The 13,009-nt window shown below is 37.3% G+C and carries 8 protein-coding genes and 1 pseudogene; 5 read left to right on the top strand and 4 right to left on the bottom strand.

Annotated elements, in window-relative coordinates; translation table 11 throughout:
* The first annotated feature begins 153 nt into the window (after positions 1–153).
* The 3 genes from ACHRWY_RS23280 to ACHRWY_RS23270 are packed head-to-tail and all read left to right on the top strand — an operon-like array spanning position 154 to position 2,337.
* Positions 154–552: a tautomerase family protein gene (locus ACHRWY_RS23280; RefSeq protein ID WP_395357781.1), complete on the top strand. Its 399-nt coding sequence runs from the start codon at positions 154–156 to the stop codon at positions 550–552.
* Positions 553–576: 24 nt separating this feature from the next.
* Positions 577–1,647 carry an NAD(P)H-dependent flavin oxidoreductase gene (locus ACHRWY_RS23275; RefSeq protein ID WP_395357780.1) on the top strand — a complete coding sequence of 357 codons (1,071 nt, stop codon included), beginning with the start codon at positions 577–579 and terminating at the stop codon, positions 1,645–1,647.
* A gap of 36 nt (positions 1,648–1,683) precedes the next feature.
* Positions 1,684–2,337, top strand: a complete 654-nt coding sequence (locus ACHRWY_RS23270) for a GNAT family N-acetyltransferase (protein ID WP_395357779.1) — start codon at positions 1,684–1,686, stop codon at positions 2,335–2,337.
* A gap of 83 nt (positions 2,338–2,420) precedes the next feature.
* Here ACHRWY_RS23270 and ACHRWY_RS23265 read toward each other — a convergent pair whose 3' ends face one another.
* The 4 genes and pseudogenes from ACHRWY_RS23265 to ACHRWY_RS23250 all read right to left on the bottom strand — a co-directional run bounded on the left by ACHRWY_RS23265 (position 2,421) and on the right by ACHRWY_RS23250 (position 10,782).
* A complete protein-coding gene (locus tag ACHRWY_RS23265; RefSeq protein ID WP_395357778.1) occupies positions 2,421–4,415 on the bottom strand; it encodes a heavy metal translocating P-type ATPase in 1,995 nt (664 codons plus the stop codon).
* Between the two features lie 264 nt (positions 4,416–4,679).
* Positions 4,680–5,945: an efflux RND transporter periplasmic adaptor subunit gene (locus tag ACHRWY_RS23260; RefSeq protein ID WP_395357777.1), complete on the bottom strand. Its 1,266-nt coding sequence runs from the start codon at positions 5,943–5,945 to the stop codon at positions 4,680–4,682.
* 2 nt (positions 5,946–5,947) lie between these two features.
* A pseudogene (locus ACHRWY_RS23255) lies at positions 5,948–10,352 on the bottom strand (CusA/CzcA family heavy metal efflux RND transporter).
* Positions 10,353–10,458: 106 nt separating this feature from the next.
* Entirely contained in the window at positions 10,459–10,782 is a 324-nt protein-coding gene (locus ACHRWY_RS23250; RefSeq protein WP_395357776.1) for a DUF6660 family protein, read from the bottom strand.
* 318 nt (positions 10,783–11,100) lie between these two features.
* Between ACHRWY_RS23250 and ACHRWY_RS23245 the strand changes: the two genes are divergently transcribed.
* The gene (locus ACHRWY_RS23245; protein ID WP_395357775.1) at positions 11,101–12,222 is read left to right on the top strand and encodes a hypothetical protein; all 1,122 of its coding nucleotides are present in this window, start codon (positions 11,101–11,103) and stop codon (positions 12,220–12,222) included.
* Positions 12,223–12,232: 10 nt separating this feature from the next.
* On the top strand, positions 12,233–13,006 hold the full coding sequence (locus ACHRWY_RS23240) for a porin family protein (protein ID WP_395357774.1): 774 nt from the start codon (positions 12,233–12,235) through the stop codon (positions 13,004–13,006).
* Positions 13,007–13,009 lie beyond the last annotated feature (3 nt).

The raw sequence follows: 13,009 nt of genomic DNA, 5'->3' as shown, positions 1-13,009 counted from the left end.
TAAAACCAAATCGAAACTTCCAACTCAGACCCCTTCTGAAAGTAATAAAACTAAAGTGGGTGTAGAAAATAAGGGAATTAAAAATTTTAATAAAATTCTTACTTTTATATTCTAATATTTTTTATTTTTATAACCAACTTAAAATTTAAAAAAATGCCATTTGTCCGAATCAGTCTTCCCAAGAAACTTTCGCAGGAAACAAAAAATAATATTTCAGCATCAATTCATCAATCTCTAATAGCAGAATTTCATATTCCTGAAGCTGATTATTTTCATGTTATTGAAGAGTTAGCACCTCATCAAATAAAATACCCTGAGAGTTATCTTGGTATTTCGCATTCCCAAGATATTATATACGTTCAGATCACTGCAGGCCAGGGAAGATCATTAGATCAAAAAAAGAAGCTGTACCATCAAATTGCTACAAGAATTTCGGCTTCAACAGAAATACTGATCAATAACATCATCATTATTTTATTAGAAAATAATGGATTAGAAAATTGGTCTTTTGGCAATGGAGAAATTCAGGAACAAAAGCATTTAAAGAAATAGTAAGAATAATAAAATTTATAGGAGATGAACTGGAAAAATTCGATTACAGATTTACTTAATATTCAATACCCTCTTATTCAGTCGCCTATGTTTGGGGTTACAACACCGCAAATGACAGCGGCAAGTTCTAAGGCAGGCTGTTTAGGATCATTACCTCTTGCAGATTTAAGTCCTGAAAACTGCATCAAACTTATTAACGATACTCAAAAGCTGACAGACCAGCCATTTGCAGTCAACATTTTTGTAAATGAAGTTCCAAAAATTGATGCCACGCTTACAGAACAATACTTTAAAGCGAAGACTTTTATAGAACATCTGGCCAATGAAAACGGGCTTCACGTCGTGTTACCGGAATTAAACACCTTAAAAATAACGGATTATCACGATCAGATCGAAGCTATTATCAGTCAAAAATGTAAAATTCTGAGTTTTATTTTTGGATGTATCGACGATCAATCGATAGCACTTTTAAAGAAAAACAATGTTCTTTTAATAGGAACCTGTACTTCTGTAGAAGAAGCTAAGATTTTATCCGAAAAAGAAACAGATATTATCTGCGTTCAGGGAATTGAAGCCGGTGGTCATCGAGGAAGTTTTAAAGCTGATAAAATAGCCCAAATTGGCGGAATTTCTTTGTTGTCTCAAATAGCGGAACAAGTAAAGAATCCTTTAATTTATGCAGGCGGAATTTACAACGCAAAAACCCTTCTGGCCGCAAAAACTTTAGGAGCTGCGGGAGTTCAGGTAGGAAGCTTACTTTTAGGAGCAACAGAAAGTGCCTTAAAACCATTTGAAAAGAACCACTTAAAATGGGCTAAAGAAGAAGATATAATGCTAACAAAATCTTTTTCAGGAAGATATGCCCGAGGAGTCAAAAATAAATTTATTGAAATCATTGAGCATTCTGAGTATGTTTTGCCCTATCCCTATCAGAATAAATTAACCTATGAACTTAGAAAAGCTGCAAAAGAAAAAGAGCTTGCTGATTTTGTAGGCATTTGGATGGGACAATCTATTAATGGTTTTAGTGAGAAATCTACAACTGAATTATTGAAAGGTTTAATTCAGGAAACGGAAGATTTTTATAAAAATTAAAACAGTTACATTTTTGCCTAATGCTGGTTTTGTCGTATGCTTCAAAAAAAAATTCCCTTTGATATAGTCGTAAAATGGCTTACCGCCTGGTCCTTATCCAGAAAATTGCCATCACCTGTACCGTACAAATCGGGACTTATGGTCGATGTTGGGTATGAAGATCAAAAAAGGCGCTATGTTTTTACAGCTCTTAATGATGATCTTATTCAATTATCAAAATCTATTGATCAACCGGGAATTTTTATAAAAGTTTGTGCTTCGCCTGATGAACTAAAAAATAGCGTATCCAAAAAATGGATTGTTCAGCCTCAAGGTTATATGATGTATTGTTGGCACAAAATGGATATTCCAAACCGTACTTTGCACACTGCTTATAAAGTAGAATTTGAGCAATACAACTCGACTTATCTTGTTCGAATTGTTACCAGAAAGGGGGAATTGGCGGCAACAGGACGCGTTGTTCTTGTCGATGATCTGGCAGTTTATGACAGAATTTCAACTGAACCCAATCATAAACGAATGGGACTTGGCACTTTAGTGATGAAAGAGCTCGAGAAAATTGCCCTTGCCAATAGCGTTTACCATAATTTTTTAGTAGCCACAGAAGAAGGTAAACTATTCTACGAATCTCTAGGGTGGGAATTGTATAGTCTTTATACCTCCGTTGTTATTCCGGATAAGAATAAATAAAATCAAGTTTACAGACCCTAAAAAGTATAAAAAAACCGTCTCAAATTGTAGTATGAAACGGCTCCTTTTTATTTATTTTGAAATTAAAACTTCATCTTCTGAATTCTCACAGCATTTAATATCGCCAGTAAGGCGACTCCAACATCGGCAAAAACGGCTTCCCACATCGTGGCAAGTCCGCCAGCCCCCAGGATTAGTACAAAAGCTTTTACTACAAAAGCCAGCGTAATATTTTGCCAGACAATTTTTTTGGTTTGTTTCCCAATATTAATTGCCATTGCAATTTTGCTGGGTTTATCATCCTGGATCACCACATCGGCAGTTTCAATAGTGGCGTCGCTTCCTAAACCTCCCATCGCAATCCCAACGGTACTTAAAGCGATAACAGGAGCATCATTTACCCCGTCGCCAACAAAAGCTACGGTTTCATTTTTGGCTTTAATTTCGTTTAGTTTATCGACTTTATCTTCCGGCAATAAATCTCCATAAGAGTTGGATATCCCTAATGTATCGGCAACAAATTGTACTACATTGGCTTTATCACCGCTCAGCATGGTTACTTTTACCCCTAATGCTTTTAGTTTACTTACAGCTTCCCGGGCATCGGCTTTGATTTCATCGGCAATGGTTAAATATCCTGCAAATTTTTTATCGTAGGCGATAGCAATGGTAGTGTAAACCACTTTATTGGGATCAATGTCATATTTAATATTGAATTTATCCATTAATTTAAAATTCCCTACATGCAGTTCTTTTCCGTTGATTTCAGCTTTTAATCCATGTCCGGCAATTTCTTCTACATTTTTCAGTTCAACTGATGAATCAATCTGTCCCACGTGATTGTGAATGGCCGTCGCCACCGGATGGGTACTCTGACTTTCCAGAACATTCACGAACTTCAAAATTTCATCTTTATCAAATTCCGCTGAAATAATGACTTCCTGAACTTTAAAAACACCTTCGGTCATCGTTCCGGTTTTGTCCATCACGACATTCTGAATGGTCGAAATGCTGTCTAAAAAGTTACTTCCTTTAAATAAAATTCCGTTTTTACTGGCAGCACCAATTCCGCCAAAATATCCTAACGGAATACTAATCACCAAAGCGCATGGACATGAAATTACAAGGAAAACCAAAGCTCTGTACAACCAATCGGCAAAAACGTAATCGGTCACAAAAAGCATTGGCAGCAAACAAATGGCAATCGCCAGATACACGACGATTGGTGTATAGATTTTCGCAAATTTGCGGATAAACAATTCGGCAGGTGCTTTTTTAGTTGTGGCATTCTGTACCATTTCTAAGATTTTCGAAAGCTTACTGTCTTTATAGGCCGTGGTTACTTTTACTAATGCAATAGTATTGCCATTGATCATTCCGGCTAAAACAGTTTCTCCTTTTACTTTGGTATCCGGTTTACTTTCTCCCGTTAATGCCGCAGTATTAAACGAAGCAGTATCAGACAATAATTCACCATCTAATCCTAATTTTTCTCCGGCTTTTAGCTGAATAATCGATCCTATCGTAACATCAGCCGCTTTGACTTTTGTAGCCACATTGTTTTCCAAAACATTTACTTCATCAGGACGCTGATCCAGTAAACTTTTGATATTCGATTTTGCCCTGCTAACGGCTAATCCCTGGAAATTTTCTCCAATAGTATAAAACAACATTACGGCAACTCCTTCCGGATATTGTGATATCGCAAAAGCACCAATAGTAGCAATACACATCAGGAAAAACTCTGAGAAAACATCGCCTTTCATAATGCTTTCGTAGGCTTCTTTCAACACAGGAAATCCTACCGGTAAGTATGCTACAACATACCAGGCAATCCTAACATAACCTGAAAACCAGGTTTGTGGAAAATAATTGTCAAAGCCAATCCCGATAAGCAATAAAACAAAGGAGATTATGGCGGGCAAAAACATTTGAAAGATACCGCCATCCGCATTATGGCTGTGATCGTGATCATGTCCGTCATCATCTGAGTGTGCATGTTCTTCGTGAGTGGAACAGCATCCGGACTGATTAATTTTCTTTTTTGTTATCTTTTCTTCTTTATGTATATGTTCCATAAGACGGGTTTCAAGTTTTTAAAATTATTGTTTCAAGTTCTCCTTGTTTCAGGTTTCAAGTTCAAACTTTGTCTAAATTTAAGGATTTTGTTGCAATTGTTTCTACGCAAAATTATTTAATCTCGTTAAGTTTTATTTTAGTTTTCTTTGTTTCAGTTTTCAGATTTAAAACGAGTTAATCGCATGTTTCGCAAATATTTACGAAAATTTAGCAGGTTCAACAACTTGAAACGTGAAACAAAATAAACCTGAAACAAACCCCTTTTAATGTCCGTGCTCGCCTCCGCCTTTCATAGCAGAAAGCAGATAAAAAGCACCTTTTGTAACAATTTTGGCATCTGCAGGAAGTTTATCTACAAATTTTACTTCTGTAAAACCTAAATCTGTAGTTCCCGGAACAACTTCAATGGCTTTAAAGTGAATTTCCTTCTCATGATTTCCTGCACCTTTATTCTTCTCTTCTTCATGATCGTCTTCCTGAATGTATACAAAATACTTATCTGCATTTCGAACCACAGCATCTTTTGCTACTGCCGGAACCGTAGCATTTGTAATATTGATATTCGCAGAAACGTACATTCCGGGAATTAATCCTTTTGCATCTGCCGGTTCAATTTTGGCATGTACGGCAACCGTTTTACTTTCATTAGAAAAAGATTTATTGATTCCGAAGATCTTTCCTTTTATCGATTTATTAGATTGGTTCGTTAAAACAAAATCTATTACCTGCCCCACCGAGATAGCTCCCAAATCCTTCTCATAAACATTTAAATCCAAATGCATCTGGCTATTGTCTACGACTTCAAATAATGCGACTCCCGTTTGTGCATAAGCCCCTTTTGCGATGCTTATTTTGCCTACATAACCACTTATTGGAGCCACAATGGGCACTAACGAAGTACTGCCTTTTGTACTGACATGCAACGCTTCTAATTTATTCTTAGCTGCTTGTGCACGGGCTCTTTCGGCTGCCAGTTTCGATTTTACTTCCTGAAAAACTTTTCTTGGATTTACATTTTCATCACTTAAAGTTTTCTGGCGATTGTATTCTAATTGCAGGTATTCGATATTGGCTGTAGCCGAATGATAATCTTCCTGCATTTCGATTACTTCGAGATTCTGAATCGTCGCCAAAACTTTTCCTTTGTTTACAAAAGTTCCTTCTAAAACAAAAATATCCTTCACCGTCCCTCCTATCAAAGTCGAAACCTCGGCAGAGTTTTGTGGCGGAACAGTCGTATATCCGTTTGCTTTGATGACTTTATTCAGGTTTCTGTTTTCTAAAACTCCCGTTTCGATTCCGACTGTTTTATATTGAGATTCGTTTAAAGCGACTTCTGTTTGTGATTTTTCTTCTTCAGGAGCTTCTTCTGCTTTCTTTTCATTACATGCAAATAAGCTAACCGCAAGGCACGCAAAGAGAGAAAAGCGCAAAGTACGCAAAGAGATTAAACCTGGCGACCTTTGCGAAAAACCCTTTGCGTTCTTTGCGGTTAAATCTGCGGTTAGATTTTGAAGTATATTTTTCATTTTTAATTGTTTTTGATGGTTGGAAATTGAAGTTCGATAGCACTTTGATTAAAGTTATGAATGGCCTCTGTATATTGTTTTTTAATATCAATCGCCTGATTTAAAAAACTGATGTACGCCCAATAACTCAAATCACCATTAGCATAACTTTTTTGCGCTGTATTGATAATCTGATCCGCATACTGCAATCCTTCTTTTTGATAATAATCTAATGCTTTTTGCTGCTTTGCAAAGTTGTTTTGCAATTCCTGCTTTTGCAGGTTCAGCGTCAGTTTATTTTTGTCTAAAGCCAATTGCGATTGCGAAATACTAATAGCCGAAGCTTGTGCCTTAGCTGTATTAACACCCCCAAATAACGGAATCTGCAATCCGGCTGTAAAACCCTGAAACAAAGATTCGGTATTGATCGTTTGGGCAAAATATCCCAATCCCAGTTTAGGTGTCCGCATGGCTTTATACGTATTGGCTTCTTTTTGATATACCGATATTTGCTGCTGATAAAAATCGGTCATTAAACCTTCTGCTTTCGAATTTCCTTCTTCTTTCAGTATTGTATATTGCAAAGACGTTTTATCGTCAGGCACAATATTTTCATCGGTCTGAACAAAAAATTGCAGTTGTTTTTGGTAAATCACCAAATCGTATTCTAATTGTGCTTTTTGGGTTTCAATCTCTTTTACTTTGGCTTTTGCACTAATTACTTCAATATTTCCGCTTTCTCCGGTTTGAAAACGCAGTTCGGCATTCTTAAGGAATTTGGTGTAAATATCATTGAGTTCCAGGTTTAATTTCTGAATAGAAACGCCGTACAAATATTGATAATAGGCCAATGTAACCGCTTTTTCCATTTCATAAGACGATAATGCTTTTCGTTTTTCTGCCAGTTTTACCAGTTCTTCCTGCAATTGTCGGTTGGCTTTTGTGATATTTCCTATCGGAAAAAACTGCTGAATTGAAACGTTATGGTCAAAATCGACACTATTAAATTGTCCGCCCTGATATTGTACCTGAAGCGGTTCCGGCTGAAATGCGGTCTTTTTGAGAACAGTTTGTCTTTCGATTTCTTTATCGGCAATTTTTAAATCGATGTTGTTTAATTTGGCACGTTCTATTGCTTTTTCAAGACTGATTTTTTCCTGTGCCGATGTAACTATGCTCACCAATAAGAATGTGCTTAACCGCAAAGTTCGCAAAAGATTTTTCGCAAGGTTCGCTAAGTTTTTTATATATATTGAATTCATTTTTTTAATCTTTTAAATTTTCATTGCGTTCTTCGCGTAAATCTTCGCGCTCTTTGCGGTTAAACTTTCTTTCCAACAGCAAATAAAGAATTGGTAAAACGATTAACGTTAATAATGTTGCAGAGAATAAACCACCAATCACTACGGTTGCCAAAGGTTTTTGTACTTCTGCTCCTCCGCTTGTTGATAATGCCATGGGCAAAAATCCCAACGAGGCTACGGCTGCGGTCATTAAAACAGGGCGTAATCTGGTTTTCGTTCCAATTAAAACTCTTTGCAGCGGATCTAAAATGCCTTCTGCTTTAAGCTGATTGAAATACGAAATCAGGACAATTCCGTTTAAAACCGCAATTCCGAATAAAGCAATAAAGCCAATTCCTGCCGAAATACTAAACGGCATTCCGCGTAGCCAGAGTGCAAAAACACCTCCAATGGCCGATAAAGGAATAGCGGTAAAAATCAATCCGGCTTGTTTAAAACTTTTAAAAGTAAAGTACAGCAACACTAATATTAATCCCAAAGCAATAGGCAATGCTACCGAAAGTCGTTTGGTGGCTTCGATTAAGTTCTCAAACTGACCTCCGTAAGTGATATAATATCCTGCAGGAAGTTTAAAATCTTTATCCAGCTTTTGCTGAATTTCTTCTACCACACTTTTTATATCGCGGCCCCGAACGTTTAATCCAACGGTGATTCGGCGTTTTCCGTCTTCACGGATTACTTGTACCGGACCTTGTTCATAATCAACTGTAGCCACTTGCGAAAGTGGTACTTGCTGGCCGTTTGGCAACGGAATAAATAAATTACTCACATCGGTAATATCTGCCCGATTGTCTTCGTTCATTCTTACCACAACATCAAACCTTTTACTTTCGTCATAGATTTTTCCGGCACTTTCTCCGGCAAACGACGAACGGATAATCTGGTTGATATCTGAAATATTCAATCCGTATAAGGCAATTTTATTGTAATCGTATTTGATGGTAATTTGAGGTAATCCGCTTACTTTATCGGCTTTTAGATCCCCAATTCCCTCGATACTTTTGATCTTCGAAATTAACTCGGTAGCTTTGGCGTCCAGAATTTCCAAATCATCTCCAAAAATTTTAATGGCGATATCGCTTCGGCTTCCGGTCATTAACTCGTTAAAACGCATCTGAATAGGTTGCGAAATCTCAATATTGGCGCCCGGAATGATTTCCATCTCTTCTTTCATGGCGTTTGCCAGTTCTTCCCAGTTATGGTATTTTTTTGACCATTCCTTTTTGTCCTTGAGTACAATAATCAAATCGCCGCTTTCGATAGGCATGGGATCTGTCGGGATTTCCCCACTTCCTATTTTGGTTACTATGGTTTTGATTTCCGGAAATTTGGCTTTTAAAATTTGTTCGTATTTAGTGGTCGTTTCCACCATTTGCGTCAGCGAACTTCCGGTCATGATGGTCGCATTTATAGCCAAATCGCCTTCTTCGATTGTTGGAATAAATTCTCCTCCCATACGCTGAAAAACAATTAAGCCAACTACAAATAAGCCAAGTGCTATTCCCAGAACGATCTTTTTAAATTGTAATGCTTTATTTAAAAATGGCATGTACAATTTTTCAAACCAAAGCATCATTCGGTCACTGAAATTTTCCTTATGCTCTGTTTTTTTCGAAAGAAATAAAGCACTCATCATGGGTACATACGTCAGCGAAAGTATGAAAGCACCAATTACAGCAAAACCAACTGTCATGGCCATGGGCCTGAACATTTTACCTTCGGTACCTATTAAGGCTAAAATAGGCAGATAAACAATCAGAATGATGATTTCTCCAAAAGCCGCACTATTTCTGATTTTTGAAGCTGAATTGTAGACTTCGGCATCCATTTCGTTTTGCGACAATTCTTTTTTGCTTTTGAGTTTTTGTAAATGATGCATCGTGGCTTCCACAATAATCACGGCTCCATCGACAATGATTCCAAAATCAATTGCTCCCAGACTCATTAAATTTCCGCTTACGCCAAAGGCATTCATCAAAATAATGGCAAACAACATTGCTAACGGAATAACTGAAGCCACGATCAATCCTGCACGAAGATTGCCCAGGAATAAAATCAGTACAAAAATAACGATTAAGGCGCCTTCCAGTAAGTTTTTTGTAACAGTTCCGATGGCATTATCAACCAGTTTTCCCCTGTCAATAAAAGCTTCGGCAGCAACGCCTTCGGGTAAGCTTTTATTGATCTGAATCATTCTTTCTTTAACGCGGTCAACAACTGCGCTGGAATTTTCGCCTTTAAGCATCAAAACCATTCCGGAAACGATTTCTCCTTTTCCGTCTTTGGTTGAAGCCCCGTAACGTAAGGCAACGCCCTCTCTAACTTCGGCAACATCACGGACTAAAACGGGCGAACCATTTCGGTTTTTCACCACTACATTTCCAAGGTCTTTTGTGCCTTTTGCCATTCCGACACCACGAATAAAATAGGCATACTGATCTTTTTCAATATAAGCGCCTCCGGTATTCTGGTTGTTTTTTTCAAGGGCTTCAAAAATTTCGGTAATCGTTACGCCCAGACTGTTTAAGGTATTAGGGTTAACGGCAATTTCGTATTGTTTTAGTTTTCCACCCCAGGTACTCACATCTGCAACGCCTTTAACGCCTTGCAGTTGTGGAATAATAATCCAGTCCTGAATCGTTCTTAATTTTACCGCATCATATTTGTTTTCGTAGCCTTTTTTGGCATATACATCATATTGGTAAATTTCTCCCAATCCGGTTGAAATAGGGGCTAATTCAGGCGAACCGGCATAAGCGGGAATGTTTTCCTCGGCTTGTTTTAAGCGTTGAAAGATTTGTTCCCGGGCCCAGTAAATATCAACATCATCTTCAAAAACAACGGTAACAACGGATAACCCGAAACGGGAAATACTACGAAGTTCGATCACATCCGGAACTGTTTTTACGGCTTGTTCCAGCGGGTAGGTTATTAATTGTTCGACTTCCTGACTGGCCAAAGTGGGAGCTGTCGTGATAATCTGCACCTGATTATTGGTAATATCCGGCAAAGCATCTAAGGGTAATTTTTTAAGCGAATAGCTTCCCCAGGCTATTAAAACAAGGGTAAATAGCAGTATAACGAATTTATTCTTTATACTAAACTGTATGATTTTATCTAACATTTTAATGGTATAATGATGTGAGAAATTAGACAAAGTTTTGTCTGTCACTTTTGTGGAATATCCACCATACTCTACCCGAATCCCGATAGCTATCGGACGGGCATCATTATACTATTTGAGGGGGTTGCCAGATACTTCCGTAGAAATTGGAAGCAAAAACAGAATTATAATTGGGTAAAGGAATCGAAATAAGGGAACAGGCTACAGGAAAATCAAAAACCAGAGGGGTTTGATAGCTTAAAACCTGGGCACCACAACAATTACAAGCACAAAATGGTGAACATAAATCATTGTCTTTATCGTGTGAATGATTGGCTTCTGAGGAAAACTGTGCCGTTTTATGAACAGCGCTATCGATCTCCATATCTGCACAAGGCATATTGGAAAGCGCCATTAAATAAACCGACAATATGATTGTTATCCATTTCACGTCACAAAAATAGCATTTATTTCTATTACAAAATCTAAATAATTGAAAATGATGAAGATTAAAAAGATTAATTGTTCCTGAAATTAGATCCAATTAATTTTTGTTCAAAATTATACTTTCTTAAAAAATATTATAACTGATAAAAAAATTTAGTTAACTTTAACAATAATTACCATATAAATCCTGTTCTTAAACTAAAAGCAAAAAAACCTATTTCGCTATATACCAAAAAGATACACATACATTTCCTCAAGAATATTTTAGTACATATTTATTTTACGCAGTTCTATTAATTAATCATTAAAAAAACAAAAGTCAATGAAATATAATACACTACTATCAGCCTTTTTACTATTCTTTAGCATGCAAATTTTCGGGCAAGTCTATACCGAAAAAATCGTAGGAGAAAAAAACCAGCAACTAAAAGACAGTCTTGCCATAGAAAAATACCCTTATGCCTTACCTATCTGGGGAGAAAAAGTAGCTCAAAAAGGATATAAGTTACCGTATTCTGCCGGACTTTCTATCAATTATTTCTGGCAGGATTCAGACATTATCATAAAAGATTTAGAAGTTGGGTTTAATAATGGCCCTTTATATAATTTAGATGAAATTGTCCGCTTTGATAAATCTTCTGTAGTTACCAGTTCGGTTACTATCAGACCCGATGTCTGGCTGCTGCCTTTTTTAAATGTATATGGAATTTTTGGTCAGTCAAAAACCACTACAAAAATAAATGCCGGAATCTGGATTCCGGATGCTGATAATAACTGGACACAAATTACTTCTATTAATAGCAGCGCTAATTTTGACGCTACAACATTCGGGTTTGGGATGACGCCTACTATTGGTATTGGCGGGGGCTGGCTGGCACTTGACATGAATATGGCCTGGACCGATATTAGTTCTCTCGACAAACCTGCATTTTCATATATTTTTGGCCCGCGACTGGGCAAAACGTTTAAGTTGCGTAAACCGGATCGAAATATTGCATTGTGGGTTGGCGGATTTAGGGTACACATTTCAGGGGATACGAATGGAACTATTTCCCTGGGGGATGTTTTGAATCTGGAAGATGCTGAGCAAAAAGTAAATAATGGCCTGGATAAAGTGGCTGAAAACCAGACAAAAGTTGATACCTGGTGGAACGGATTGACCCCTGCGCAACAAAATAATCCTGCCAATGTTGCCAAACATAATACGGCAGACAGGGCATTGACCTCAGCCGGAACTTTCCTGACTACATTAGATGGCGCTTTAAGTACTGCTGAATCATCAACAGTACAATATTCACTGCATAAAGCACCTAAAGATATGTGGAATTTTATTGTAGGATCTCAATTTCAATACAGTAAACATATTATGTTTAGGGTTGAAGCCGGATTTTTAGGAACCAGAACGCAGGTTTTAGGTGGTCTTCAGTATCGTTTTGGACTTTAAACCCAATTATATGAAAAAAGGTTTAGTACTACTTACAGCATTGCTTTGTATGGCTCCGGCACGCTCTCAGGTTTTAATTTCCTTAATTTTTGGCGACAAACTTAATTCTCCTTTTTTAGAATTTGGGTTAGAAGGCGGCGCCAATTTTTCTACTATAACAGATCTCGAAAGTTCCGGAACGAATGTAGGGTTTAATCTTGGGTTCTATTTTGATTTAAGGTCCAAAAAGAATCCTGCCTGGATGATTAACACCGGGGTTATTGTAAAATCACCAATGGGGGCGCACAGTATTCCGGTATATTCTTTAAACGATGTAAATCTGGACAATACTTTTGCTGACGGAAGTGTCAACCGTGAAATTCGTTATTTTAACGTTCCTATTTTAATTAAGTACCAATTCAAAAATAATATCTATCTCAAAACCGGGCCGCAATTTGGTTTATTAGCCAAGGCTTTTGATGAATTCAAAAAAGAAGTCGATAAAGATGATGTAATTTACAAAAAGAATATCCGTGATCAGATACGTGTTATTGATGCCGGTATTGCCCTGGGTGCAGGTTATCATATGAATGTTGGAAACGGTTTAAATATTACAGTCCAATATTATTACGGTTTGGTTCCGGTCATGAAAGGAGACGGCCCAAACGTGTATAACCGATCTTTATACCTGACAGCCGGAATTCCTATTGGAAAAGGAAAAGCGGCACAAAGAAGAGCTGAAAAAGAAGCAGAACTGAATAAAATTGTCCTTCCGGAAGATGAAATGGTTAAACCTAAAAAATAACTT

The sequence above is a fragment of the Flavobacterium sp. FlaQc-48 genome (genome assembly GCF_044007335.1).
Classification (GTDB): domain Bacteria; phylum Bacteroidota; class Bacteroidia; order Flavobacteriales; family Flavobacteriaceae; genus Flavobacterium.
This window is presented reverse-complemented; position numbering and strand designations above follow the sequence as displayed.

What these genes read in the sequence shown, in the direction of transcription:
- ACHRWY_RS23280 (WP_395357781.1), top strand. Translation starts at nt 154, where the DNA reads ATGCCATTTGTCCGAATCAGTCTTCCCAAGAAACTTTCGCAGGAAACA.
- ACHRWY_RS23275 (WP_395357780.1), top strand. Translation starts at nt 577, where the DNA reads ATGAACTGGAAAAATTCGATTACAGATTTACTTAATATTCAATACCCT.
- ACHRWY_RS23270 (WP_395357779.1), top strand. Translation starts at nt 1,684, where the DNA reads ATGCTTCAAAAAAAAATTCCCTTTGATATAGTCGTAAAATGGCTTACC.
- ACHRWY_RS23265 (WP_395357778.1), bottom strand. Translation starts at nt 4,415, where the DNA reads ATGGAACATATACATAAAGAAGAAAAGATAACAAAAAAGAAAATTAAT.
- ACHRWY_RS23260 (WP_395357777.1), bottom strand. Translation starts at nt 5,945, where the DNA reads ATGAAAAATATACTTCAAAATCTAACCGCAGATTTAACCGCAAAGAAC.
- ACHRWY_RS23245 (WP_395357775.1), top strand. Translation starts at nt 11,101, where the DNA reads ATGAAATATAATACACTACTATCAGCCTTTTTACTATTCTTTAGCATG.
- ACHRWY_RS23240 (WP_395357774.1), top strand. Translation starts at nt 12,233, where the DNA reads ATGAAAAAAGGTTTAGTACTACTTACAGCATTGCTTTGTATGGCTCCG.